Here is a 25,770-nt window from a genome sequence, read left to right as displayed (position 1 = left end):
TTAAATCCTACTTATTCTCTTCCAGTTTATGTACTTTTTTCGTTCCTTCATACATTTCATACTGCAAAAATCTTGTTTCCAGTTTTCCGTTGAAAAGTTTGATCTTTCTTGAAGGACGTAAACCGATTTTCTTCACCGCTTCCAGATCGGAAGAGATCAGCCAGGCTAATGTATTGGGGTAATGGGTTTTAAAGGTATCTCCTATTTTCTTGTAGAAATCATCATCATTGATGGAAATTCTCTCATCGTATGGCGGATTGAATACCATTAATAAAGGGAACAGCTCTTTTTTAGAATCAAAGAAGTTTTGTTTTTTAATCTCAATCACATCTTCCATTTCCGCTGCTTCCACGTTCATTCTTGCCGCATTCAGCATTCTTGCATCGATGTCATATCCAACAATTTTTCCATCAAATTGTCTGATTCTATTGATTCTGAATTCTTTAATTTTTGCAAACAGGTCTGCATCATAGTTATTCCAGTTCTGGAATCCGAACCTTTTTCTGAAAATCTGAGCCGGAAGATCCATTGCAATCATTGCTGCTTCAATCAATAATGTTCCTGAACCGCACATCGGATCAAGGAAATTACCTTTTCCGTCCCAGCCTGCCAGCTGAAGCATTCCGCTTGCCAATACTTCGTTGATAGGCGCTTCTCCCTGTTCTCTCCTGTACCCTCTTTTAAACAAAGGATCTCCTGAAGAATCCATTGAAATCATCACCAGTTCCCTGTCAATATGAAGATGGAATTTGATATCCGGATTTCTCGTTTCTACATTAGGACGTCTTTTGAATTTTTCCTGGAAATAATCCACGATCGCATCCTTCATTTTTAAAGTCACAAACTGAGAATGCTTGAACGTTTCAGAATTGACCGTAGCATCAATAGAGAAAGACTGATCAACATCCATAAAGTTCTCCCATTCAAATTTGAACAACCTGTCATAGAATTGATGCTGATTGAAAGCCTTGAACTCATGAATCGGTACCAGGATTTTCAATGCTGTTCTTGCAGAATAATTGATCTTGTAAAGAAAACCCAGATCTCCTTCACAATTTACCGCTCTGTTTTTAATTTCAACATTTCTTCCGCCCAATTTTTTGATTTCTTCCGCCAGAATCTGCTCCAATCCGAAGAATGTCTTTATCTGTATTTTAATATTTTCTGTATCCATAAGTATGTATTAAAAGATTTAAAGCTTTAAAAATTAAAAGATTAACCACTCAATTTCTTATCCAATTGAATTTTTCAATCTCTTAATGTTGTAAAATACTTTGCTTTTAACCGCACAAATTTAGTTATTTTTGCATTATGGAATGGTTTGAATCTTGGTTTGATACCCCTTATTATCATTTGCTTTATAGCAACAGAGACTATACTGAAGCTGAAAACTTCATTACAAAGCTCACAGCGGATCTTCAGCTTCCGCCTCAGTCGAAAATCATAGATCTTGCCTGCGGAAAGGGAAGACACTCTGTTTTCCTTAATAAATTAGGGTATGATGTTTTGGGGCTGGACCTTTCAAGACAAAGTATTGAATCCGACAAACAATATGAAAATCAAACGCTGCTTTTTGAAGTTCATGATATGAGAAACCCTATTGATGCAGATCCTATGGATGCTGTATTCAACCTGTTTACCAGTTTTGGGTATTTTGACAATGAAAATGATGATAAGAAAGTATTTCAATCCGTTTACAATGCTTTAAAACCAGGAGGATATTTTGTACTGGACTACCTGAATGAGGAATTTGTAAGAAGCACTTTAGTTCCTGAAACAACGATCACGAGAGGGAATATTGAGTTCAGAATCCTAAAGAAAATCGAAGGCAGACACGTCATCAAAGACATCCGTTTTGAGGCTGACGGTAAGCCGTTTCATTTCTTTGAAAAAGTAAAACTCCATACTTTGGAAGCCATTCATGCCTATGCTTCGGAATGTGGGTTTGAAAGAATAAAAATCTGGGGAGATTATCAGCTGAATGAATTTAAAAAAGAAAATTCCCCGCGTTGCATCAATTTATTTAAGAAAAAATAATGACAACAGTACTTTTACTGATTTTAAGTGTCGTAACAGGCGTATTTCTTGGAAAACACTTTGGTAAAAAAGAGAAGCTGGCCAAAAATCTATTGATACTGAGTGCCGGTTTTTTGATTACAATCTGTCTCAACGAAGTCTTCCCTCAGGTGTATACCTCTTCAGGAAGCAACAGCCTTGGGATATTCGTAATCGCGGGAGTTCTGCTGCAGATGATCCTGGAAGCTCTTACCAAAGGTTTTGAACACGGGCACTTTCATCATCATAGCGAACACAATATTCTTCCTGTTGCTTTAATGGTAGGATTATTCATTCATGCTTTTATTGAAGGAATTCCTTTAGCTAACGAGCAACACGAAATGTCGCCTTACCTTTGGGGAATTGTGTTTCACAATCTTCCGATCTCATTTATTCTGGGAGCATTTTTATTTAACAGAAAGGGGGAATCAAAAAGTTCTTCATCTTATCCTTCTATTCTCATTGTAGCCTTATTCGCACTGGCTTCTCCAATGGGAATGTTATTAGGAAATTATTTCAATCCTAACCTTCAGCCTTATTTCCTGGCTATTGTAGGCGGGATTTTTCTTCATATCTCATCCGTGATCATTTTTGAAAGCAATAAAAATCACAATATTGATTGGGTAAAAATCGGACTGGTTGTTTTAGGAGTTTCACTCGCGTTGATGATGCATGTTTTCCATCAACATCCCACTGCTCATTCTCATTAAATATAAAAAAGCTTCGGATTTCGAAGCTTTTTCATTTTAGCCGGTATTAATAATTCATTTTTCCCCATCATACCGTCGATCTTTACTCAATAGCATTTTAGACAAATAAATTAAAAATTGTTTTTTAAAAAATTTTTTACATTAAAAAATAAACAAAAATTAAATATTTACATTTAAAAACACAATAAAATATATTGTTTAACATTTTTTAACAAACTATTAACAACAATACATTGTTTTTCGTACATTAGCCATATTACCATCATCTAAAAATTGTATGAAAAAACAAAAAAACTTAACGACATCAGTCTGTTTTTTTTTAATGACGGGTTTTATGGCAGCCCAGGTCACAAAGAAAACAGATTCTTTAGAAGAAAAAAAAATTGATGACATTGTAATTATCGGCTACAAAGCACAGAAGAAATCCAGTCTTACCGCCGCTATCTCTGTTATTTCCGACAAAAAACTTCAGGATTCCAATACTCCAAGCGTTTCCGGTCTTCTGCAGGGAAAAGCTGCCGGTGTCCAGATTTTGCCCAATGGCGGGGCTGCAGGTTCATCAGCCACTGTAAAAATCAGGGGTACTTCCACCATTAATGGTCCCAGTTCTGCCCTTTGGGTAGTGGATGGCGTAGTAATGCCCTATACTCCCAATCTGGATCCCAATCAGATTGAAAGCATCAACATCCTGAAAGATGCTGCTTCTACAGCCCTGTATGGTTCCAGAGCTGCCAATGGTATTGTACAGGTGTTTACCAAATCAGGAAATTCAGGAAAAGGCACATTAAGTGCATCTCTTAATAATTCTTTTAATGTGTTTAACAACGGGCGCTTCAAGCTTATGAACGGAACGCAGCTGTATGATTATTTTACTTCATTAAAAGGAGCACCTGAAATCCCAAAAACTCTTAGAAACGATGGCTACAACTGGCTGAAAGACGGTACACAGACAGGAGTTGTACAAAATTACACTATTGATTTCAAAGGTGGATCAGACCATTCCAAAACCTATATTTCAGGAAATTATTATAATGAAACCGGAACAATAAAAGGAGATGAATACAACAGGCTTTCATTCAGAATTAATCATGAACAAACTATAAAGCCCTGGTTGATACTGAAACCCAAAGTCAGCTTATCATATACCACGGGAAAAGATACTCAGGCTTCCCTTTATCAGATGTACCTTAATATGCCATGGGACAATCCCAGAGATGCTAATGGAAATCTGATCCGGGTGGATGAGGATTATACAGATTGGTATGGAAGAGATAAAAGCAGCTATCTGTATGACCTTCAATGGAACTATGGCAAAAGTAATCAGCTTGATCTCATAGGAAATATAGATGCTGAAATCCTGTTTACCGATTATCTCAAATTCATTAGTACAAACAATGTCACCTACAAAAACTATGATGATATGTACTATACCGACCCAAGATCAATCAGTGGAACAAGTAATAAGGGGGAACTAACAGAAAACTATCAAAAAGATATCAGCAAATTTTTCAACCAGATGCTGAGGTTTGATAAAGATTTTGGAAATCATAATATCAATGCATTAGCCGCGTATGAATATACCGACAGATTCTACAAAGCCTCAAAAGCAGGTGTTTATGGGGTAGTACCGGGTACAGATATTTTCAACACAGGTGCCACAACAGGTGAAAAACCATCGGGAACTAAATCAGATAGAGCTTATAATGCTTTTCTGTTTAACGTTGAATATGTGTTTAATAAAAAATATTTCGTTCAAGGGTCTTTAAGGAACGAATCATCTTCTGCATTCGGTGCCAATAAAAGAAACGGCTTATTCTATGCCTACAGTGTAGGATGGAATATTCATAAAGAAAACTTTTTCAAGATAGAACCTATTAATGAATGGAAATTACGAGCGAGCAGGGGTCTTGTGGGAAATACTCCAAGCCCCAATTATGGATGGCAGGATCTCTACAGTCTTACACAGAAATATAACGGACAGATAGGAGCAACATGGTATCAACTCGGAAACCCTGGACTCACCTGGGAATCTATCTATCAGAATAATATCGGTACAGATATCAGAGCATTTAACAACAGACTGACTTTAAACATTGATTATTTTAACAATAAAACAAAAAACTTACTGATGCTTGTTACCCTTCCATCACTGACAGGGGTTGACAGACAGTATCTGAACATTGGTGATGTCAAAAACAAAGGTTGGGAATTCAATGTAAATTACTCCATTATTCGCTCAAAAGATATCAGCTGGGATCTTGGATTCAATATCAGTACTTATAAAAACAATGTACTGTCGACCCGAAATAATGGCACACAAGTATTAAGTAATTACCATGTAGCCATACCGGGGTATGACGTTAACTCTTTCTATATGAGAAAGTGGCTGGGGGTAAATCCGGACAATGGTGAAGCACAATGGGAAGTAATCAACCCGGACGGAAGCAGAAGTGCAACCTCAAAATATAACCTGGCTACCGTACAGGTAGTAGGAGCAGCCACACCAGATTATTACGGCTCTGTAAGTACTAATCTTACTATCAGAAATTTTTACCTTGCCACAAATCTTTATTTCTCACAGGGTGGGCAAGTATATAACTCGTACAGGGAATTATTTGATTCAGACGGTGCCTATCCATATTACAACCAGATGGTTTTGGAAAACGGATGGACAAGATGGGAAAAGCCTGGAGATATCGCAACCCATCCGGCTGCTGTATACAACAATAATTCATTAACAAATAAGCCTTCTTCACGTTATCTTGAAGATGCCAGCTTTGTCAAATTAAGATCACTGAGAATAGGATATAATTTTCCGGCATCTCTAACAGAAAAGATGAAAATAAAATCAGCTAATATTTATATTATGGGTGAAAATTTATTCACCATCACCAAATTCTCCGGAGTAGATCCGGAAGTTGGTAATGCAGATAGCCAAAGTGTCTATTCCGGCAATGCAGGAGCTATCTACCCTATTCCAAGAAGATTTTCATTAGGCTTAAACTTTACTTTCTAAAAAAATAATTATGAAAAAAATACTTATTCCCATTCTTATAATATCGTTAACGGCATGCAACATAGACCGTTCGCCATATGATTCAAAAGAGTCTGATGTGGTTCTGGCAGACGCAACGGGACTGCAGACTATCACCTTAGGAAATTATGCATTGCTTAAAGGTGATGCTGACGGTGGCGGCTTTTATAACAATCTGTACAGGATCAGTGAATATGGTGGTGATAATGTCGATATAAGCGGAACGACCAGCGATTCATTCTTTTATTATTATAATTATAAAAGCATTAAAAATAATTACCGCACCAATATCATCTGGAACTCCGGATATAAAGCTATCATCGGTTGCAACAGATTGATCTCAAAGGTTGCTGAAGGAAAAGACACAGAAACAGATCAGCTGATAGGCGAAAATTATTTCCTGAGAGCTTATGTATACTTTTCTATGGTCAACGTCTTTGGAAGACCGTATAATCAGGGAACAGGTAATCCCGGAGTACCCTTAAAACTATCTGACGATGTCAACGATTTGCCTGCAAGAGCCACGGTAGGAGAAATATATAATCAGGTGGTAAGTGATCTTTTAAAGGCTGAAAAACTGATGACCCTAGATAAAGATAACATATACGCGTCCAAAGAAGCAGCACAGGCTTTACTTTCCAGAGTCTACTTGTACATGGAAAATAATGATAAAGCGATAGAATATGCAGATAAAGTCATCAATTCCGGAAAATATACGCTTCTGTCCAAAGCAGAACTACCTGCTTATGCCACCAAAACTCCGGAAACCAATACAGAGACCATTTTTGCATTTAAATATAATAAAGATGGAGACTATAGCGATGGCTGGTATACAATAGGTTCTATGTATGCCACCATACAGAATGTAGGTTGGGGTGAAATGTATGCTTCTTCCTCTTATCTGGATCTTATCAATCAGAACCCTCAGGACGCAAGGCTGAAGTTTATTTCCCCAAAATACAGCAGTCCGGCAGTTCCTGTAGCCTATTGGGTGCAAAAAGGAACCAGCTCATCCGGCGCCGCAACCTACAGCTATCAGTTCCAAAAAACCTTCCAGCAGAATGGAAATACTTATTTTACCATGAATAATATCAATTATCAGGTACTATCTGAAGCAGCACCTAATAAAACAAACTATTATTTTGTTAACGCAAACGGTGGGAAAACTTATGTCTACCTTGATAATGATATGGATAAAAGAAACGGATATCCTAAATTTTATGTTTTAAAATGTTCATTACAGGAAGGGGTTCCTCAGTTATGGTCGCCGGTTATTGTACGACTGGCAGAACTATACCTGAACAGAGCTGAAGCCTATGCGAAAAAAGGAAATACTGCCTCAGCACTCGCAGACATAAACACTATCAGAACAAGAGCAGGAATACCTGTATATAATTCAGTCCCTGCAGGGCAGACTATTCTGGACATTGTTCTACAGGAGAGAAGGTTGGAAATGGCTTTTGAAGGGCATAGAAGATACGATGTCTTCAGAAACAAACTGGATCTCGACAGACAATATCCCGGAACTCATTTAAGCGGAAGCAATGCTTTTTATACAGTACCTTATACCCATAACAGAGTGGTAGAATATATTCCGGAACAGCAGATCCAGATCCAGCCGAACCTGGTGCAGAATCCGGATTAAGAATAATACGGAAATCAACAGCATTCAAAAATTTCAAACCAACAAAAAAGAGGCTGTCCTGAATATGGGCAGCCTCTCTTTATATATTTTGATATCTTAACTTAGAATTTCCATCCTACTGTAAGGAAGAAATTATTTCTGTTGTTTTTCACCTCACTTGCCGCATACGCATCACTTTCAAAGATGTTATTAGCAGAATAATAAGATGAATCAGAATTTCCATCCATATATCCTCTCATGAAAGGATTAGTATACTTAGATGAGATGTTCTGATAAGATGCATCTACATAGAATGATTTGAAGTCATACCCGATACCAAAAGAAAGGGTATTTCTGTCACTTAGCATCATATTGCTGTATGATTGATCTCCTACAGTACCTGCATCATTAAATCTGCTGATCGTAAGGGCATCAAAAGGAGTTGACTGGTAGGCGTAACCACCTCTCAATCTGAACTGCTGTACTCTGTACTCCGCTCCTACTCTTACTTCAGATAGATTTTTGTAGTTTTCTTTAAAGAAATCATTCAAAGCTCTTTCCGCACCTCCATATACCTTGTAATCAGGCTTTGTAAGTCCAAGGGTATAATCTACGTTCAATGAGAAATTTTTACTCGCTACAAAAGCAGCACTCACTGTTGCTTTAAGCGGTGAAGTGAACTTTCTGTTTTCAGCTCCCATATCATCTCCATACACAGGATCGTTATAGAAATAATAATTTCTGTCTATTGTCCAGAATGTAGGCGTTTCAAGAGATGCTCCCAATCTGAAATTAGGACTTAGCTTACCGATTACCCCTAATGAAGCAGAAAAACCTGATGATCTTTCCGAATAAGGAGTATCCTGCTTACTGAATCCTTCTGTGGAATTATTGGTCAGATTTCGGTAAAACAAACTATCATACTGATCCAATGAAGCATTGAAAAAATTGAAACCTGCTCCTAAATATAAATTATGATTATAGTTGGCACCTACCCCGAAACTCATCTTTGACAGGTTACCGTATCTTTCATACATATGCCCTGCCAATGCCGCGTCTTTGGTAATATCATCCTTATCAAAAGCATAAACGATATTATTATTACCCGGCGTCTGGATTACATTATCCAGCGTCTGGTTAGAAAAATTAATACCAATATTGATGAATTTCCAGCCGGTTTCTGTCATCAAAGGAAAAGCAATGATCCCTCCGGCATTCCCTAAATCTCCTTTGGTTTTGCTATAGTCAATCGAAGATCCCGCCAGAGAACTGGTGTTTTTATTTCCTAAAATAGATAAAGTTCCTGAAACCTCTCCTGAAATAGCGACTCCTAAACCTGCAGGGTTGGTAAGCAAAGAATTCGCATCACCTCCCAGCGCACCATTAGCACCAGCCATCGCATTAAACTTAGCTGATCCCACCATAGGAGTACTTGAATAAACCTCTACTGTATTTCTTATGACAGAAACATCCTGAGCCTGTGCATAAAATGCAGCAGAAATACTCATTAATACTAAAGATTTTTTTAACATTATTTTTAAATAGTTTATTAATTTGAAAATTATCTGAAGCCTCCTCTGCCTCCGCCGCCGGATCTCATTCCGCCGCCTCCTGAAGAACCGCCTCTGAAGCCTCCACCTCCGGAGTTGAAGCCACCACTGGATCTGAAACCTCCTGAGTCGTTAGATCTGAAACCTCCGTTATTGTTGTTGTATCTTGGCTGTGGCTGCTGATAATTGTAATTGGGTCTTGTTTGTGGTGCCGAATTACGGAATCCACCGTTAGACTGTGTATTTCTGAAACCTCCGGAGTTACCGTTTCTGAATCCGCCATTACTGTTACTGTTTCTGAAACCTCCGTTGGAATTAGTGTCTCTGAAACCACCATTGTTATTGGTATTTCTGAAACCACCATTCGTATTTCTGAAACCTGAATTGTTGGTATTCGTTCTGTAAACTGCGTTGGCTACCCCTGTATTCTGGAATCCGCCTCCGCTGACACCACTTCTTCTGTAAACAGGTCTGTTGTAGTAGCCACCACCCCAGTAACCTCCACCGTATCCCCAATATGGGTTACCGTAGTATCCGCCCCAGAATGGATCATAGTATCCGCCATAGCCGTATCCCCAGTATGGACTTCCCCATCCGAAAGAGCCTCCCCAGCCCCATCCGAATGATCCGCCCCAACCCCAGGACATACTTGCACCCCAGCCCCAGCCGCGGTTCCAGCCCCAGCCCCAATATGGGCTGTAACCACCATACCATCCCCACGGAGATCCCCATCCCCATGAGTTGTCATAGTAGTTCGTTTGTGAACCTGCATAAAGTCCCCAATCTGAGTCTGTAGCATTGGAATTCCAGTCTGGATTGGTATTGCTCCAGTCATTATATCTGTTTTGCTGCTCTCTGGAATTCGTCTGTGCATTCTGAATGACATTGGAATCCTGATAGTAGTCATAATATTCTCCTACTCTGTTTCCGCTATCATTGATGATAACTCCTTCAGGTAGCGTATCCTTATTGGGGTCGTAATACACCCCATCTGTCTCGCTATACCCTCCCATCTGAGCACCACAAGACACAAGTAATAATCCGCCCGATACAGCCAATATCCCTTTGGATCTTAGCAGACCAAGCAAATTTTTATGTATATTTCTTTTCATGATAACGTAAAAATTTTTAATTTAAATTATATTTGCAATCTGTACCAAAAATGTACCAAAATACTGGTAAAAAAATCTATCAAAAATAGATTTTTATTTTTAGATAACAATAATGTACAAAAGTTAAAAAAATTAAAAAAAATAATGGCAAAATTAACCTCAAGAAGCGAAGATTACAGCAAATGGTATAATGAGCTGGTTGTAAAAGCTGATTTAGCTGAAAACTCAGGCGTGCGTGGATGTATGGTGATCAAACCGTATGGCTATGCGATCTGGGAAAAAATGCGTGATGAAATGGATAAAAAGTTCAAAGAAACAGGTCACGTTAACGCATACTTCCCGCTTTTTGTGCCCAAGAGCTTGTTTGAGGCTGAGGAAAAAAATGCAGAAGGTTTTGCAAAAGAATGTGCTGTTGTTACCCACTACAGGTTAAAAACCGATCCGGACAATCCATCCAAACTGATTGTAGATCCGGATGCAAAACTGGAAGAAGAACTTATTGTTCGTCCTACTTCAGAAGCAATTATCTGGAATACCTATAAAAACTGGATTCAGTCTTACAGAGACTTGCCGATATTAATCAACCAATGGGCGAATGTTGTTCGTTGGGAAATGAGAACCCGTCTTTTCTTAAGAACCGCAGAGTTCTTATGGCAGGAAGGGCACACCGCGCACGCTACAAAAGATGAAGCTGTGGAAGAAGCAGAGAAAATGAATAAAGTATATGCTGATTTTGCAGAAAACTTTATGGCTATTCCAGTTATTCAGGGGTTGAAAACACCTTCTGAAAGATTTGCAGGAGCCGATGAGACTTATTGTATTGAAGCATTGATGCAGGACGGAAAAGCTTTACAGGCTGGAACCTCTCACTTCTTAGGACAGAATTTCGCAAAAGCATTTGATGTAAAATTCACCAACAAAGAAGGAAAAATTGAACATGCATGGGCTACCTCATGGGGAACTTCTACCCGTCTGATGGGAGCATTAATCATGACCCACTCTGATGATTTCGGATTGGTACTGCCTCCTACCCTTGCTCCAATCCAGGTCGTGATTGTTCCTATCTTTAAAGGAGAAGAGCAGCTGGAGCAGATCAGTGAAGTGGCTTTGGATATTCAGGCTAAACTGAGAGCAAAAGGAATTTCTGTGAAGTTTGATAATGACACCCAGAACAAACCAGGATGGAAATTTGCAGAATATGAATTGAAAGGAGTTCCTGTAAGAATTGCTATGGGACCTAGAGACCTTGAAAATAAATCTGTGGAAATTGCAAGAAGAGATAACCTGACTAAAGAAGTTCGTTCTATTGAAGGACTTGATTCTTATATCGAAGATCTGTTGAAAACGATTCAGCAGGACATTTATAACAAAGCATTTGAATTCAGAAAAAATAATATCACGAAAGTGGATACTTATGAAGAATTCAAAAAAGTTCTGGAAGAAAAAGGTGGATTCATCTATGCACACTGGGATGGGACAGCTGAAGAAGAGGAACAGATCAAAGATGAAACGAAGGCAACCATCAGATGTATTCCTTTGGATGATGATGTAGAAGAAGGAATTTCATTGATCTCAGGAAAACCATCTAAGAGACGCGTATTATTTGCAAAAGCCTATTAAAAATATTAATGATTTGGAAAAAAATCGTTAATATTTAAAGAAATATTCAAAAAAAAGTGACATTTGGACGGATTTTTGTTTAAATTTATCTCAACATTAATCAAAAAAATTTATTATTATGTCTTTAAATGTCATTGATTTAATTAAAGGACAATTAGGTCCCGCATTGGTTTCACAGGCTGCATCACAGTTTGGAGAAAGTGAATCCGGTATTTCTAAAGCAATTGGCGGATTATTACCTGCTGTAGTAGGTGGATTAGCCAATAATGCAGATAAGCCTGGCGTTGTGGATGCAATTACACAAGCCTCTTCAAGTGGAATTTTAGGAAATTTATTAGGAGGTTCGTCCAGCAGTCCTGTTATTTCAAACTTGTTGTCTTCCATTTTTGGAGATAAAGTAGGTGCGTTAGTGAATTCCATTGCCAGTTTTTCAGGTGTCAGCAATACCTCTGCAGGTTCTTTGTTAAACCTGGTGACTGGAGCTACAGTAGGCACTATTGGAAAATATGCAGCAGACAATAATCTGGGTGCTTCAGGTATTTCCAGCTTACTGCATGATCAGAAAGGCATTGTTTCTTCTTTACTGCCGGCAGGTCTTTCTTTGGCATCCTTTGGATTAGGAGCTGAGAATTGGTTTGGACAGGCTAAAGAAACGGTTTCTTCAGTAACGTCTACTGCTAAAGATAACATCGCTGAAGGTGTTGCTACAGCAAGAGAAAATGTTTCAGAAGGAGCAAGAGAAGTAAGAGAACGATTTGAAAATAATAACAACAATAATCAAGGCGGAGGTTCAATCTGGAAATGGTTGCTTCCGCTTTTATTATTGATAGCTGCTGCTTATTTCTTATGGAAACAGTGTGAGAAAAAGCAGACGACTACCACTACTACCACAACATCTGACTCAGCAGCAACCAGTACAGCAACAGATACTGCTGCTACAACGGGAACAGCAACACCTGCTCCGGCAACAGCTAAAACAGATGAAGACATTGATCTTAACGGAGTGATGTTAAAAGGTTATAAAGGAGGAATGGAAGATCAGATGATTACATTCCTGAAATCCGGAAACTATAAAAATGCAGCTGATGATGCAGCATTGAAAGATAAGTGGTACGACTTCGATCACGTAAATTTCAAAATGGGAAGTGCTACTGAACTTGAGGCAGGTTCACAAGGGCAATTGGATAACCTAGTGGCGATCCTTAAGGCTTTCCCAGATGCAAAAATCAAAATCGGGGGTTATACGGATAAAACCGGAAACGAAGCCAACAATGTAAAACTATCAAAAGCCAGAGCTGAATATATCAAGGCTGCTTTAGTAAAAGCAGGAGTTGGTGCTCAGGTTTTAGAAGCTGAGGGCTATGGAAGTAAATTTGCTAAAGTTGATGCTACAGCTTCTGATGCTGAAAGAGCTGCAGACAGAAAAATGGCTGTAAGATTTGCTAAATAATCTTTAGATTGAATAAAAATTATATCCCGGAAAGCAAATTTCCGGGATTTTTTTATGCGATGATTTTTCTGTTTACATTTATTTAATTAAATTTGTTAGTCATTTCTAACATTTATGAACTTCAATATAAAAAGCGCCTGGCGAAAAGATAAAACAAACCATTCCCTGTCAGAGGTTTATTCATCAATCAAAGTCCCTAAAAATGCAACTTTCTGGAGAAAGTATCTTGCATTTGCAGGACCAGGACTGATGATTGCTGTAGGTTATATGGACCCGGGAAACTGGGCAACAGATATTGCTGGGGGAGCTCAGTTTGGATATACCCTCCTTTCAGTAATTCTTATTTCAAATATCTTTGCCATGGTTTTGCAGCACTTATCTGTTAAACTGGGGGTAGTTGCAGAAAGAGATCTTGCCCAGGCCTGCAGAGACCACTTCAGTCCTACCACGAATTTTATTCTATGGGTATTCTGCGAAATCGCCATTGCCGCCTGTGATCTTGCCGAGGTTATTGGTTCTGCTATTGCGTTAAATTTGCTATTTCATATCCCGCTGACCTGGGGAATTGTTATTACAACAGTAGATGTATTAATCATCCTTTTACTTCAGGCAAAAGGATTCCGATGGATCGAAAGTATTGTAGGAGGACTTATCTTCATTATTCTGGCGTGTTTCGTATATGAAATCGTTATCTCAAAGCCTGCTTTCAATGAGATTCTGGGAGGTTTGGTTCCACAAAAGGAAATCATTCAGAATCCTGCCATGCTTTATATTGCGATCGGGATCTTAGGAGCTACCGTCATGCCGCATAACCTGTATCTGCACAGCAGTATTGTGCAGACCAGGGATTATCCCCGTAATACTGAAGGAAAAAAAGAGGCCATAAAGTTTGCCACTATAGACAGTACAGTTTCATTAATGCTGGCTTTCTTCATCAATGCTGCAATCCTTATTCTGGCTGCTGCTACATTCCATACTACAGGAAACGAACATGTGGCGGATATTCATGATGCCTATAAAATGTTAACCCCAATTTTAGGAGCTTCTATGGCTAGTATTGCATTTGCGATTGCATTATTGGCGTCCGGGCAAAACTCCACATTAACAGGAACTCTTGCCGGGCAGATCGTCATGGAAGGTTTCCTGAATATCAGATTAAAACCATGGCTGAGAAGACTGATCACCAGACTTATCGCTGTAATCCCAGCACTTATTGTTGCCATTCTTTACGGTGAACAGGGAACAACTGAATTATTGGTTTTAAGCCAGGTAATTCTTTCCATGCAGCTGAGCTTTGCCGTTGTTCCACTGGTAATGTTTACCAATGATAAAGCCAAAATGGGTGAATTTGTCAATAAACCATTCCTGAAAATCTGTGTATGGATTATTTCCATTATTATTATTGTTTTAAACCTTTATCTGTTATATCAGACATTTACAGGAGAATAAAGGTACAATGACAGTTTTTAAATTGACTGTTGGACATTATTAAGTGAATGGTTAATGGTCAATTTTTGCTTTGCAAAGTCAATTTTTTACCCTACTCCACAATAAATTCACAAGCGAAGCGCATTGACGTATTCATTTACCATTACTTCTTTTTTCTGCCTTAATGTCCAGATTTTAGATTTGGCAGACTCTTTGTCAAACAATCAGTAAATAAATATTGAATTATGGAAAACCAGGATATTAACGAAGAAAGCATCAATAATCAGGAAGAAAACAATGTTCAGAATGACGCAACATCACAGGACAATGTGACAGCTGCACCTTCTCCGGAGGAACTTTTGGCAGAAGAGAAAGACCGTTACATCAGACTGTATGCTGAATTCGAAAATTATAAAAAAAGAACAAGCAAGGAGAAGATGGAATTCTTCCAGTATGCCAACCAGGAGATGATGGTTTCAATGTTAGGAGTTTTGGATGATTTTGAAAGAGCTTTAAAAGAAATCGCTAAAAACGGAAATCCGGCTGATCTTCAGGGTGTAGAGCTTATCTATCAGAAATTCAAGAATAAACTTACCGAAAAAGGCTTACAAACAATGGAAGTAAAGGCTGGTGACAGCTTTAATGTTGATTTCCATGAAGCGATTACCCAGATCCCTGCTCCATCGGAAGATTTGAAAGGAAAAATCGTAGACGTTATTGAAACAGGGTACACTTTAAATGATAAAGTAATCCGTTTTGCAAAAGTAGTAACAGGAAATTAAAATTCATAAATGATAAATGATGAGTGATAATTGAATGTTTCACTTATTAGCTTTAGAATATCTTTTATCATTTATCAACAATCAATTATAAAATTGTCATGTCAAAAAGAGATTATTACGAGGTTCTTGAGATCAGCAAATCTGCATCAGCCGACGAAATAAAAAAAGCATACCGTAAAATGGCCATCAAATTCCACCCGGATAAAAATCCAGGGGATAAAGAGGCTGAGGAAAAATTTAAAGAAGCTGCTGAGGCTTATGAGGTTCTGAGCGATGATCAGAAACGTGCCAGATACGACCAGTTCGGACATGCCGGAATGGGTGGAAATGGCGGTTTCGGAGGCGGAGGCTTCGGAGGCGGAATGAATATGGAGGATATTTTCAGCCAGTTTGGAGATATTTTCGGTGGCGGTTTCGGAGGATTCGGCGGTGGCGGTGGAGGCCGTCAGCAGGTGAAAGGTTCTAATTTAAGAATCAGAATCAAGCTGAACCTTGAGGAAATGGTAAACGGTACTCAGAAAACCATCAAAGTAAAGAAAATGAAGATGGCGGAAGGTGCCACTTCAAAAACATGTCCTACCTGTAACGGTTCCGGTGTTCAGTTAAAAGTGATGAACACGATGTTCGGTCAGATGCAGACTCAAACTACCTGCGGTACATGTCAGGGAATTGGAAAAGTTGCTGACAAAATTCCTGCAGGGGCGAATGCACAGGGTCTTATTAAAGATGAAGAGGAAATTACCATCAACATTCCGGCAGGTGCAAGAGACGGTATCCAGCTTAATGTAAGAGGAAAAGGAAATGATGCCCCATTTGGAGGTGTTCCGGGAGACTTATTGGTGATTATTGAAGAGGAAGTAGATCAAACGATCAAAAGAGAAGGTGATAATCTTCACCAGGAATTATATGTTTCATTTGCTGAAGCTGCTTTAGGAACCAAGAAAGAAATTCCTACCGTTGGCGGAAAAGTGAAAATTACCGTTGATCCGGGAACTCAGTCCGGAAAAATCTTAAGATTGGCAGGAAAAGGACTTCCGAGCATCGACAGCTATGGTAAAGGAGATATGTTCATCCACATCAATGTATGGACACCGCAAAAGCTTACCAAAGAGCAGAAGGAATTCTTTGAAAAGCAGATGTCCAGCGGAGAAATGGTTGCAGAACCATCCGGAAAGGAAAAAACTTTTTTTGATAAAGTAAAAGATTTATTCAATTAATATAAAAAAGAGACTTGTAAAAAGTCTCTTTTTTGCTTTAAACAAACACCTAGTTTTAACGCAAAGAAAAACTAGTTCACATGTTTTATTAAAGAAGGCAAAGGATAGCGACTTTGTCGCTGAGAAAGCTTTGTGGATAAAACCGTCTGCTCATTAAAAATCAATTTATTGATTTCATCTTTGCTTCCTGTTAATAAAAAATAGTAAGATTAAGACTTTGCGTTAAAAACATAGATTTTAATATAGTAAATATCAAATTTCAGTAATATTAAACAGTTCTATAAATAAAAAATCCTGTACTCTCTCGAATACAGGACTTTTTGATTATTTAATTTTAATTCTGTTTTATTTTTTTGTTGTCAGGGAATAGATTCCTTTTCCTAAAGTGAAAACCAATACTGCAGCAATTCCCCCTACAAGACCGAAAGTAAACTCTTTCAGCATAGACGGCCACGTTGGAAGCAGCTCGTGTAAATAATGAATATTATGAGCAAAAATTCCTCCTGAAACCAGGATCAAAGCAATTGTTCCTACAACTCCTAAAAGTTTGATGATAACTGGCAATGCCTTTACCAATAAGTGACCAAGCTTGGAGAAGAATCCTTTGTCATGACTCTTTTTAATCAAACTGAAACCTGCATCATCCATTCTTACGATCAATGCAACAATTCCATACACTCCTACTGTTGCAATAAATGATACAAAAGTTACCGTTAAAATCTGTGTAAGAAGCGGATGTTCCTGCTGGATAACCGTTCCCAATGCAATAATTACAATTTCAATAGAAAGGATAAAATCTGTTCTGATCGCTGAGTTTATTTTTGCTTTTTCAGAAACTTCAGAATTTTCTTCTTCGTCACTTTCTTTGATGACTTCGTGCCCTTTTTTGGAACGGTGAAACAGGAATTCTATAATTTTCTCTACTCCTTCAAAGGCAAGATATATTCCCCCTAAAATAAGAATCATTTCAATAGCCGGTTTGTACAGCCAGTTGAGAAGAAAGGCAATAGGAAGAATGATCAGTTTATTGATAAATGATCCTTTGGTAATAGCCCACAGAACCGGAAGTTCTCTGGAGGAAAGAAAGCCGGTGGCTTTTTCTGCATTTACAGCCAGGTCGTCCCCTAAAATTCCTGCTGTCTTTTGTGTAGCAATCTTACTGGTAACTGCTACATCATCCATCAATGCTGCAATATCATCCAAAATAGCAAAAAAGCCTGATGCCATATTTTAATAATTTTTTAATCTTTGTTAAGTCCAGCAAAAATAATTATTTAATTCCGTTTTTGGATTCATAATATGACAATAATTTTCAAAATTATGAGAATCATTAAGCAATCCTTCACTTTCAATATTTTATATCTTTGTTTAAAACCTATTCAATGGATAAAAACTGGGAAGACCAATTACAAAGTTTATGGCTACAACTGGGAACGATAAGCAATGAAGCATTTATTCAGCACATTAAAAATCATGTAGAATTACTTACAGATAACAATTCCCAGGCTGTTGCCGATTTTGAAAGAGCCTGCGCTTTTGATTCCACCGGACATGAAAAGGAAGCAGAGCCTTTGTACAGATCGGCATTGGATCACGGATTAACCGGCTTACGAAGAAGAAGAGCAAGAATCCAACTGGCAAGTACCTTAAGAAATAATGGAAAAACAGAAGAAAGCATTCATATTTTAAGGGAAGAAAAAGCTCATTATTCTGATGAGCTAAATGATGCAGTAGATTCTTTTTTAGCGTTGTCCCTTTCTTCAGCCGGGAAATATGAGGAAGCATTATCATTAACTTTAAAGGCACTTTCCCACCATCTGCCAAGATACAACCGGTCTGTTTACAATTATGCCAAGGGTCTGCATAATGAATTGTAATAATATTTTTTTTATTTTTACTTTATGAAAAAGCTCATTCTCCGGTATCATTTTTTCGCTATGGGATGTGTTGGCTTCGTGCTGCAGTCCTGTAATACGAAATTCAGGGTTTGGGTAGGTCCCGGAGGCCAGCAGAAGATTTACAATCTGAAATATGGTGAGCATAAAAGACAGAAAATGGATATCTTTCTTCCCAAAGATTATGCTGAAAATTCCCCTGTAGTCCTTATCGTTCATGGCGGCGCCTGGACTTTGGGTAAAAAAGAACATATGATCCAGGTTCAGAAGATGCTTTTTGAAAATAGAATTCCAAGCATCAATATGAATTACAGGCTGGTTTCTCCAAAGGAAAAAATCACTTATAAACAACAGCTTGAAGATATTGCCCTTGCCATTGAAAAATTCAATTCTCTAGCGGAAAAAGCAGAGCTTCAGCCCAATAATTACATTCTTCTGGGAGAAAGTGCCGGCGGACATCTCGCCTTACTTTACGGTTATCAGCATCCCGAGCAGATCAAAAAAATCATCTCTTTAAGCGGGCCAACAGATTTTTACAGCTCAGAATATCTTAAATCATTTTATTCAAAATATACTTCTCCTACTTTTCAAAAAGTAGTAGGGACTAAGTTTGACCGGAAAAATATGTCTGAAGCCTTCAAAGAAGCCAGTCCTATTGCTAATATTACCAATGTTCCCACATTGTTGTTTCAGGGAAACAATGATGTACTGGTCAACCAGCATCAGGGAATCGCCATGGATTCAGCGCTTACCCAAATGAATATTCCGCATAAATTCATTTTCATGAAAGGAGCCGGGCATGCCCCCAGATTCTTCAGTAAAAGAAAAAGAGACAGCATTATCTATCCTAATATTCTGGAATGGATTAAAGAATAGTTACCTATTTAATTCACAGAACATATAATTAAACTCCTATTTTAAACAATCCGTTCATAGAATTTTTTTTAATATCCAGCATAAAAAATAATTTTTGTTTGGTGGATATATTTAAAACGCTATGTCCGCAAAGAAATTGTAAGGCTTATATTCTGTGGTCGCAAAGGCACTTCGTTCAGCGAGGTGAGTTACTTAGCTAAATGAAATGCCTCTGCGAACGAAAAGTAACAGATCATAATAATAAACCTTGCGAGCTTTGCGTGGTAAAAATACTTATATAAACAAAAAAGCCATCTCAACAATGAAACGGCTCTATATTTTTGATTGAATTTCTTATTTATTCAAAGTCCTGATCTTCATATTTGGAAAGATCTTCTTTTTTCCCGAAAACAAATTTAATGATTACCGGAAGTGTTGTTACCAATACGATTACAATAATGATGTATTCCAGTTTTTCTTTCAGGTTGATGCCAAACTGCTCCATAAAAAGCTTGTCAAGATAATGTCCTGCAAAGATCAGAATGAAAGACCATAATACAGCACCAATAATATTATCTCTTAAAAACTCTTTTTTATCCATCTTTACGATACCTGCTACAATAGGAGTAAAAGTTCTTACAACCGGTAAGAATCTTGCCATAATAACGGCTAAAGCTCCGTGTTTTTCAAAGAAATCGTGTGCCTGGTAAAGGTATTTTTTCTTAAATAGCATTGAATCCGGTCTCTTATACAAAGCTGGTCCTGCTTTTCTTCCGAAGTAATATCCTACTTCATTTCCAATAATAGCGGCAAGAGCTACTCCTGAAGCCAATAAGGTGGTATCTAAAAAATCGCTCCCTGTAGAGCCAAAAGTCTCTTTGATGATTTCAACGGCATAAATTCCTGAAACGAAAAGTAGAGAATCTCCAGGTAGAAAAAATCCTACAAAAAGACCCGTTTCAGCAAAAACAATAAATAAAATCAGCCAAAACCCTCCCATTTTTATATAAAACTCCGGGTTTAATAAATCCTTCCAGCTATTGAAATCTTCCATAAATATCGATGAACAACAAAAGTAAGTCTAAAATGTCTGAAACAAAAATTAATTATAAGATTTTAACTAAAATTCAAACATGATTTTTATAAGTCGAGATCATCATCGGAAACTGCGGTTCCATCGGCCATTAAGAATGCTTTCAGGAAAGGAGTGATATTACCATTCATTACGGCATCTACATCTGACGTTTCATGACCTGAACGTACATCTTTTACCAGCTTGTAAGGATGCATGACGTAGTTTCTGATCTGGCTTCCCCACTCGATCTTCATCTTGTTGGCTTCAATCTCGTTTCTGGCTTTCATACGCTCTTCCAATTCCATTTCGTAGAGTCTTGAACGAAGGAGCTGCATTGCCTTTTCTTTATTCTGAAGCTGAGAACGGGATTCTGAGTTTTCAATAATAATTCCTGTAGGAGCGTGGCGAAGACGTACAGCGGTTTCTACCTTGTTTACGTTCTGTCCTCCTGCTCCGGAAGCTCTCATCGTTTCAAAGCTGATATCGGCAGGATTGATGTTGATTTCAATGGTATCATCCACCAAAGGATAAACATATACCGAAACAAAACTGGTATGGCGTTTCGCATTACTGTCAAACGGGGAAATTCTCACCAATCTGTGCACCCCATTTTCACCTCTTAAATATCCGAAAGCAAATTCACCTTCAATTTCAAGGGTAACAGTCTTCACTCCGGCCACATCCCCTTCCTGGAAGTTCAGTTCACGGATCTTATAGCCTTGTTTTTCTGCCCACATGGTATACATTCTCATCAGCATAGCTGCCCAGTCACAACTTTCTGTTCCTCCTGCTCCTGCTGTAATCTGAAGGACTGCAGAAAGTTCATCACCTTCATTGGAAAGCATATTTTTGAATTCCAGGTCTTCAATTTTTTCCACCAATTGCGGGAATGTTTCATCCAGTTCTTTTTCAGAATCCGGATCTTCTTTAGCAAAATCAGCCAAAACCTGCAGATCTTCAAACTGTGTCTGAATTTCGTCATAGCTTTCTACCCATTTTTTCTTGGAACGAAGCTGCTTTAAAAAAGCTTCAGCTGTTTTGGGATTGTCCCAAAATTCCGGTGCTGCAGTTTTTTCATCATCATTGGCAATTTCAATCTTCTTTTTTTCAATCTGAAGGTATCTGTGTAAGTCTTCAATCCTGGATTGAACTTCTTTTATCTGGTCGTTGTTAATCACGAGTTTTTCTTTTTTGCAAAAATAAGGAATTCTTTTAGAGTGGAGAGGTGCGGGGTTTTAGTTTTCGGGGTTCGGGATTCGAGTTTTTCGAATACTTGATTTTTTTTGGAAATTTAATAGAGGTTCAGGATCTGATTTAGGAGAACTATTCCTTAACAATTTCAGCGTCAAAGCTTCTTCTAAGATATTCTTTTGCTTGTTTACTTTCCGATTTGAATCCTACCATAGTTAAAGCGTAGACAAACAAGAGCATACCCAGAGGAAGAAAAAGTTCTACTGCTATTTCTTTTTCCCTTATAGCTTTTATAGAGACACCTATGAAGAAAATCAGGGCAAATGAGCACCAGACTATTAAGAAAAAGAAGACAAAAGCATTTAATGACATGGTCACCTGTATTTGGGTTCCATTATTTCCATTTTGAATTTTACCATTGATCTGAGGAAGAAATGAGTTTCTGTATTGTATCACTCTGCTTATTTCAAAGCTATTATTATCCACAGATCCTTCATAATCTTTTATATAATTCTTTCCCAAACCAAATTTTTTAGGTTCTACAAAACCAGAAAGTCTTGTTAATACTTCCTTTTCAGACAAATTTGTTTTGTAAGTAATACGTTCAAATGGTAAGTATTTCATGGGTATCAACTTGATATTTATATCATTTCTGCTATTATCTCTCCAATTTTTGGAGCCAGGGCCACCCCCATTCCTGAAAGTCTTACCGCGCAAAACTGTCTTTCTGAAAGTTGTTTTACAATGGGCGATTTTTCTTCACCCATAGCCATTATTCCCGACCAGCGAAGAGCAATTTTAAAGTCTTTATGAGGAAGAATGATCTCTCTTAAAAAGTTTTCCAGGTGATTCTGCAGAAACTCTGTTGTTTCAAAAGCCGTTGTTTCTTCTGTTTTAAAATCCTTATTTCGCCCGCCACCTAGTAATATCCGGTTTCCTACATTTCTGAAATAATAATACCCTTCGTCATAATGAAATGTTCCTTTAAGTTTCAATTCATCTACTGGCTCAGTCAGGAGAACCTGTCCGCGGGCAGGAACGATAGTTTCTTCTTTCAGAAACTTTGAAGTGAATGCATTGGTACAATAAATAAGCTGCTCGGCGATTACAGAAAGATCTGTTGAAAGCTGCACCTCAACTTTGTCCGTTTCTTCAATATTTTGAACTTCCGTTCCAAATAAAAACTCGATTTTAAGTTCATGACACTTTTCTAAAAGCTTTTGTAATAATTTTCCTGAATGCAGACCTCCTTCACAGGGATTTTCAATCAGGAATTCAGATTTTCCGAGTCCGAATTCCTTTATTTTATTCTGTTTTAAAGTATAGGTTTGATCCAACCCAGTTATTGTTTTCAGTTTTTCATTGACTACTTCAATATGAGATAAAGGGTCTTCATTATTTACAATTTCATAACCTCCATTCAATTCAAAATCAATTTCATCATGTTTAAAATAATGCTGGATTTTCTGAAGTCCGATAAATCTCATTGTAACAAGCTCCAGTGTTTTTTCCCAGCCCATCTTCTCAGAATCGGCAATAATTTCGGTAAGGCTTCCAAAGCACGCAAACCCTGCATTTCTTGTGGAAGCACCCAATGGAATTGCATTCCGCTCAATAATGAGAACAGATTTTTCAGGATACTTCTCCTTTATGGATATAGCTGTCCAAAGCCCGGAAAACCCCGCACCAATAATGATGATGTCTCTTTTTCTGTAGAAAGTATCCAGTTCCCAAATACTGTTCATAAATAATGAGTAATAAATAGGTAATGAGTAATTTTTATAAAGCTTTAAACGGTTTATCCTTTATCTCCTTCTTCATTATGCTGGAATCCGATTGCTCTTTGCGGCTCTTCGACAACTCTGTAGGTTTCCAGTTCATTTTTCAGAGCCTGAATCCTAAACCTGAAGTCATCAAAATTATTGATAATGGCATCCGCAAGAAATCGTGCTACCTGATCAAGATATTCTTCAGTAAGTTTTGATCCTGCATCCCTTAATGCGCTGTCTAAAATTTTCTGATCAATTTTCAGCTTTTCGTTTCTGGTCCTTTGATACAGGTTTTTGATTCTTTTCTTTAGGCTTTGCGTAAAGTCTATCAGCATGGTATTACTGAATGCTTTCATCTTTGAAGAAATTTCATGCCAGAATGGAACTTTATCAGCCTTGTTGTTTTTAAGTATTTTATAGAGTAAAGAATCTTCTTCCAATCCTCTGGTCATGGCATAAAGAATGATTTCCGAGCGCTCAGAAGCATTGGGTGGAAAAATAGGAATCAGCACATCAAATCTTCCGGGTGCCAGAATTTCCTCATCAATTTCAGCCACAGAATTAGCTGAACCTACCATTAAAACACCTTCTTTTTCAAACTTTCCGATGTAGTGAAGAATCAGTTCCTGAGCCTCAAGATTGCAGGAAGCAATGTCTGTTTCCGCTCTTCTCTGCATCATAATTTCATCAAAATCATCCATAAAAAGAAGCATTTTGTTTTCCTTCATCATACTCACCAGGAAATCACTGAAATTAATCTCATTTCCATCAATCAGCGAAGTTCCCAAATAATGTTTTTTGACTTCCTTAAACTGATATCCGATAATTTCAGCAATTTTGTTGGCCCAGAATATCTTACCGCTTCCGGGAGGTCCGTACAGAATAATCCCTGCAGGCTTGTTGATGCCCCAGTCTTTGATCTGCTGCGGATTCAGGAAGGGTTCCAAAACAGTGGATGTATAAAAAAACAGGTCTCTGTATCCAATAAAATCTCTTTGCTGAAGGCTGGTTTTATGCCCAAAATAATCGTAGACAAACTGATAATTCCCTCCCAGTTTATTATCAATTCCATAGCTTGATATGGAGGATTTGTAAAAACCATTATCGAAAATATTGAGATTATTGTCTTTGATCACCTTTTCAACCTTGTCTTTTGGCTGCTTAATGACTTCGGCAATCTGCTCCAGGGTTTTATTCTTATCAAGATCTTTTTCATAAAGTCTTAAAAAATCTACATTTTCGCGGGCAAATTTTTCAAAATCTTTTTTTACCTCAAAATTGGTACTGATACAATCTACCAGTTCAAGATCAAAATCCTGAATAAACTGTTTTATGGCTTCTGCAGATACATTTAATTCTTCTGCCAGTTCAATTAGCTTCATAACTGTTGATTAATTCTATCAAATTTAATGTATTTGTCAATAAATTAATATTGATTTATGATAATTCTGTAACATTCTCTAATTTATATAGACTACTACTATGTAAAACAAATTACATGGAAAAGATTTTATCAGTAAAAAATTTGACGAAAAAATTCAAAAGAGTTGTGGTCAACAATATTTCTTTTGATGTCGAAAGAGGAAATGTTTATGGCCTTTTGGGACCGAACGGAAGCGGAAAATCCACTACTTTCGGCATGCTGCTTTCAACCATCAATCCCACCAGCGGAGATTGGTTCTGGTTTGGCAAGAAAGGAACTGATCCTGACACCTTAAAAAAGATCGGAGCGATTATTGAACAGCCTAACTTTTATCCTTATCTAAGTGCAGAAACCAATCTTAAGATTGTCGCTGAAATTAAGCAAACACCCTACTCAAGGATTGACGAAGTTCTGAAAACGGTTAATCTGTATGAAAGAAGAAAAGATACTTTCAAGACTTTCTCTTTAGGAATGAAACAGCGTCTGGCGATTGCTTCTGCCATGCTGAACAATCCGGAAGTATTAATTTTGGATGAACCGACCAACGGACTGGATCCTGAAGGAATTATTCAGATCAGAGAAATTATCAGTGATATTGCCAAGCAGGGAATCACCATTATCATTGCAAGCCATCTTCTGGATGAAATTGAAAAAATCTGCAGCCATGTCATTGTCTTGAAGGAAGGAAATTCCATTTACTGCGGAAGAGTGGATGAAATGACTTCCAACAACGGATATTTTGAGCTGAAAGCTGATAATAACACCTTACTTTTAAATGCGTTGAACGAACTTCAGTGGTTCTCATCCATCAATCAGGAAGGTGATCTTATCAAAGCTCAGATCCGTGATGACGCTTCTATTTCAGCTTCGGCAATGAATCAGAAACTGGCTGAAAAAGGAATCTATCTTTCTCATTTAACAAAGAAAAAACTGTCTCTAGAATCTCAATTCCTTGAACTTGTAAAAAACACCAATTAATC

Annotated in this window: 21 protein-coding genes; 12 read left to right on the top strand and 9 right to left on the bottom strand. The window is 37.8% G+C overall.

Annotation, left to right across the window (positions count from 1 at the left end; genetic code table 11):
* Nucleotides 1–7: 7 nt before the first annotated feature.
* A complete protein-coding gene (locus V0410_RS22105) occupies nucleotides 8–1,174 on the bottom strand; it encodes a THUMP domain-containing class I SAM-dependent RNA methyltransferase (RefSeq protein ID WP_227943971.1) in 1,167 nt (388 codons plus the stop codon).
* A gap of 137 nt (nucleotides 1,175–1,311) precedes the next feature.
* Here V0410_RS22105 and V0410_RS22100 point away from each other — a divergent pair, with 137 nt between their 5' ends.
* The 4 genes from V0410_RS22100 to V0410_RS22085 all read left to right on the top strand — a co-directional run bounded on the left by V0410_RS22100 (nucleotide 1,312) and on the right by V0410_RS22085 (nucleotide 7,444).
* Nucleotides 1,312–2,037, top strand: a complete 726-nt coding sequence (locus V0410_RS22100; protein ID WP_202838539.1) for a class I SAM-dependent DNA methyltransferase — start codon at nucleotides 1,312–1,314, stop codon at nucleotides 2,035–2,037.
* Complete coding sequence (locus V0410_RS22095; protein ID WP_330745648.1) at nucleotides 2,037–2,765, top strand: ZIP family metal transporter; 729 nt, start codon at nucleotides 2,037–2,039, stop codon at nucleotides 2,763–2,765. Before V0410_RS22100 ends, V0410_RS22095 begins: the two co-directional genes overlap by 1 nt.
* 277 nt (nucleotides 2,766–3,042) lie before the next feature.
* On the top strand, nucleotides 3,043–5,781 hold the full coding sequence (locus V0410_RS22090) for a SusC/RagA family TonB-linked outer membrane protein (protein WP_330745647.1): 2,739 nt from the start codon (nucleotides 3,043–3,045) through the stop codon (nucleotides 5,779–5,781).
* Nucleotides 5,782–5,791: 10 nt separating this feature from the next.
* Entirely contained in the window at nucleotides 5,792–7,444 is a 1,653-nt protein-coding gene (locus tag V0410_RS22085) for a RagB/SusD family nutrient uptake outer membrane protein (protein ID WP_330745646.1), read from the top strand.
* Between the two features lie 101 nt (nucleotides 7,445–7,545).
* On the opposite strand, the gene V0410_RS22080 is transcribed toward V0410_RS22085, so the two are convergent.
* On the bottom strand, nucleotides 7,546–8,931 hold the full coding sequence (locus V0410_RS22080) for an OmpP1/FadL family transporter (RefSeq protein ID WP_227943975.1): 1,386 nt from the start codon (nucleotides 8,929–8,931) through the stop codon (nucleotides 7,546–7,548).
* Nucleotides 8,932–8,984: 53 nt separating this feature from the next.
* On the bottom strand, nucleotides 8,985–10,085 hold the full coding sequence (locus V0410_RS22075; RefSeq protein WP_330745645.1) for a prolyl-tRNA synthetase: 1,101 nt from the start codon (nucleotides 10,083–10,085) through the stop codon (nucleotides 8,985–8,987).
* A 144-nt stretch (nucleotides 10,086–10,229) separates the two neighbouring features.
* Here V0410_RS22075 and proS point away from each other — a divergent pair, with 144 nt between their 5' ends.
* The 5 genes from proS to dnaJ all read left to right on the top strand — a co-directional run bounded on the left by proS (nucleotide 10,230) and on the right by dnaJ (nucleotide 16,582).
* Nucleotides 10,230–11,705 carry a proline--tRNA ligase gene (proS, locus tag V0410_RS22070; RefSeq protein WP_110009327.1) on the top strand — a complete coding sequence of 492 codons (1,476 nt, stop codon included), beginning with the start codon at nucleotides 10,230–10,232 and terminating at the stop codon, nucleotides 11,703–11,705.
* Nucleotides 11,706–11,823: 118 nt separating this feature from the next.
* The gene (locus V0410_RS22065) at nucleotides 11,824–13,155 is read left to right on the top strand and encodes an OmpA family protein (RefSeq protein WP_110009269.1); all 1,332 of its coding nucleotides are present in this window, start codon (nucleotides 11,824–11,826) and stop codon (nucleotides 13,153–13,155) included.
* A 114-nt stretch (nucleotides 13,156–13,269) separates the two neighbouring features.
* The gene (locus V0410_RS22060) at nucleotides 13,270–14,604 is read left to right on the top strand and encodes an Nramp family divalent metal transporter (RefSeq protein ID WP_330745644.1); all 1,335 of its coding nucleotides are present in this window, start codon (nucleotides 13,270–13,272) and stop codon (nucleotides 14,602–14,604) included.
* A gap of 221 nt (nucleotides 14,605–14,825) precedes the next feature.
* Entirely contained in the window at nucleotides 14,826–15,365 is a 540-nt protein-coding gene (locus V0410_RS22055; protein ID WP_395974916.1) for a nucleotide exchange factor GrpE, read from the top strand.
* 98 nt (nucleotides 15,366–15,463) lie between these two features.
* Entirely contained in the window at nucleotides 15,464–16,582 is a 1,119-nt protein-coding gene (dnaJ, locus tag V0410_RS22050; RefSeq protein WP_202838550.1) for a molecular chaperone DnaJ, read from the top strand.
* 345 nt (nucleotides 16,583–16,927) lie between these two features.
* Here the strand turns inward: dnaJ and V0410_RS22045 are convergent, their stop codons facing one another.
* Nucleotides 16,928–17,809, bottom strand: coding sequence for a DUF808 domain-containing protein (locus V0410_RS22045; RefSeq protein WP_330745643.1), 882 nt, complete (start codon nucleotides 17,807–17,809; stop codon nucleotides 16,928–16,930).
* 155 nt (nucleotides 17,810–17,964) lie between these two features.
* Here V0410_RS22045 and V0410_RS22040 point away from each other — a divergent pair, with 155 nt between their 5' ends.
* Complete coding sequence (locus V0410_RS22040; RefSeq protein WP_330745642.1) at nucleotides 17,965–18,459, top strand: tetratricopeptide repeat protein; 495 nt, start codon at nucleotides 17,965–17,967, stop codon at nucleotides 18,457–18,459.
* Nucleotides 18,460–18,483: 24 nt separating this feature from the next.
* Entirely contained in the window at nucleotides 18,484–19,353 is an 870-nt protein-coding gene (locus tag V0410_RS22035; RefSeq protein ID WP_330745641.1) for an alpha/beta hydrolase, read from the top strand.
* Between the two features lie 337 nt (nucleotides 19,354–19,690).
* On the opposite strand, the gene V0410_RS22030 is transcribed toward V0410_RS22035, so the two are convergent.
* The 5 genes from V0410_RS22030 to V0410_RS22010 form a co-directional block, all read right to left on the bottom strand.
* Nucleotides 19,691–20,386, bottom strand: coding sequence for a DedA family protein (locus V0410_RS22030; RefSeq protein ID WP_110009261.1), 696 nt, complete (start codon nucleotides 20,384–20,386; stop codon nucleotides 19,691–19,693).
* Nucleotides 20,387–20,472: 86 nt separating this feature from the next.
* On the bottom strand, nucleotides 20,473–21,585 hold the full coding sequence (gene prfB / locus V0410_RS22025) for a peptide chain release factor 2 (RefSeq protein WP_062671212.1): 1,113 nt from the start codon (nucleotides 21,583–21,585) through the stop codon (nucleotides 20,473–20,475).
* 145 nt (nucleotides 21,586–21,730) lie between these two features.
* Nucleotides 21,731–22,222 carry a hypothetical protein gene (locus V0410_RS22020; RefSeq protein WP_330745640.1) on the bottom strand — a complete coding sequence of 164 codons (492 nt, stop codon included), beginning with the start codon at nucleotides 22,220–22,222 and terminating at the stop codon, nucleotides 21,731–21,733.
* Nucleotides 22,223–22,239: 17 nt separating this feature from the next.
* A complete protein-coding gene (locus tag V0410_RS22015) occupies nucleotides 22,240–23,343 on the bottom strand; it encodes an NAD(P)/FAD-dependent oxidoreductase (RefSeq protein WP_330745639.1) in 1,104 nt (367 codons plus the stop codon).
* 53 nt (nucleotides 23,344–23,396) lie between these two features.
* Nucleotides 23,397–24,749: an ATP-binding protein gene (locus tag V0410_RS22010; protein WP_330745638.1), complete on the bottom strand. Its 1,353-nt coding sequence runs from the start codon at nucleotides 24,747–24,749 to the stop codon at nucleotides 23,397–23,399.
* Nucleotides 24,750–24,865: 116 nt separating this feature from the next.
* On the opposite strand from V0410_RS22010, the gene V0410_RS22005 reads away from it, so the two are divergent.
* Nucleotides 24,866–25,768, top strand: a complete 903-nt coding sequence (locus V0410_RS22005; RefSeq protein WP_330745637.1) for an ABC transporter ATP-binding protein — start codon at nucleotides 24,866–24,868, stop codon at nucleotides 25,766–25,768.
* The last annotated feature ends 2 nt before the right edge of the window (nucleotides 25,769–25,770 follow it).

Origin of the sequence: Chryseobacterium sp. CP-77 (genome assembly GCF_036362765.1) — a bacterium.
GTDB lineage: Bacteria > Bacteroidota > Bacteroidia > Flavobacteriales > Weeksellaceae > Chryseobacterium > Chryseobacterium cupriresistens.
This window is presented reverse-complemented; position numbering and strand designations above follow the sequence as displayed.

Excerpts from the sequence above, each read along its gene's own strand:
- V0410_RS22105 (WP_227943971.1), bottom strand. The coding sequence starts at position 1,174 with ATGGATACAGAAAATATTAAAATACAGATAAAGACATTCTTCGGATTG.
- V0410_RS22080 (WP_227943975.1), bottom strand. The coding sequence starts at position 8,931 with ATGAGTATTTCTGCTGCATTTTATGCACAGGCTCAGGATGTTTCTGTC.
- V0410_RS22035 (WP_330745641.1), top strand. The coding sequence starts at position 18,484 with ATGAAAAAGCTCATTCTCCGGTATCATTTTTTCGCTATGGGATGTGTT.
- V0410_RS22065 (WP_110009269.1), top strand. The coding sequence starts at position 11,824 with ATGTCTTTAAATGTCATTGATTTAATTAAAGGACAATTAGGTCCCGCA.
- V0410_RS22005 (WP_330745637.1), top strand. The coding sequence starts at position 24,866 with ATGGAAAAGATTTTATCAGTAAAAAATTTGACGAAAAAATTCAAAAGA.
- V0410_RS22060 (WP_330745644.1), top strand. The coding sequence starts at position 13,270 with ATGAACTTCAATATAAAAAGCGCCTGGCGAAAAGATAAAACAAACCAT.
- V0410_RS22095 (WP_330745648.1), top strand. The coding sequence starts at position 2,037 with ATGACAACAGTACTTTTACTGATTTTAAGTGTCGTAACAGGCGTATTT.
- V0410_RS22045 (WP_330745643.1), bottom strand. The coding sequence starts at position 17,809 with ATGGCATCAGGCTTTTTTGCTATTTTGGATGATATTGCAGCATTGATG.
- V0410_RS22010 (WP_330745638.1), bottom strand. The coding sequence starts at position 24,749 with ATGAAGCTAATTGAACTGGCAGAAGAATTAAATGTATCTGCAGAAGCC.
- V0410_RS22090 (WP_330745647.1), top strand. The coding sequence starts at position 3,043 with ATGAAAAAACAAAAAAACTTAACGACATCAGTCTGTTTTTTTTTAATG.
- V0410_RS22100 (WP_202838539.1), top strand. The coding sequence starts at position 1,312 with ATGGAATGGTTTGAATCTTGGTTTGATACCCCTTATTATCATTTGCTT.
- V0410_RS22085 (WP_330745646.1), top strand. The coding sequence starts at position 5,792 with ATGAAAAAAATACTTATTCCCATTCTTATAATATCGTTAACGGCATGC.
- proS (WP_110009327.1), top strand. The coding sequence starts at position 10,230 with ATGGCAAAATTAACCTCAAGAAGCGAAGATTACAGCAAATGGTATAAT.
- V0410_RS22020 (WP_330745640.1), bottom strand. The coding sequence starts at position 22,222 with ATGAAATACTTACCATTTGAACGTATTACTTACAAAACAAATTTGTCT.
- dnaJ (WP_202838550.1), top strand. The coding sequence starts at position 15,464 with ATGTCAAAAAGAGATTATTACGAGGTTCTTGAGATCAGCAAATCTGCA.
- V0410_RS22015 (WP_330745639.1), bottom strand. The coding sequence starts at position 23,343 with ATGAACAGTATTTGGGAACTGGATACTTTCTACAGAAAAAGAGACATC.
- V0410_RS22040 (WP_330745642.1), top strand. The coding sequence starts at position 17,965 with ATGGATAAAAACTGGGAAGACCAATTACAAAGTTTATGGCTACAACTG.
- V0410_RS22075 (WP_330745645.1), bottom strand. The coding sequence starts at position 10,085 with ATGAAAAGAAATATACATAAAAATTTGCTTGGTCTGCTAAGATCCAAA.
- V0410_RS22030 (WP_110009261.1), bottom strand. The coding sequence starts at position 20,386 with ATGGAAGATTTCAATAGCTGGAAGGATTTATTAAACCCGGAGTTTTAT.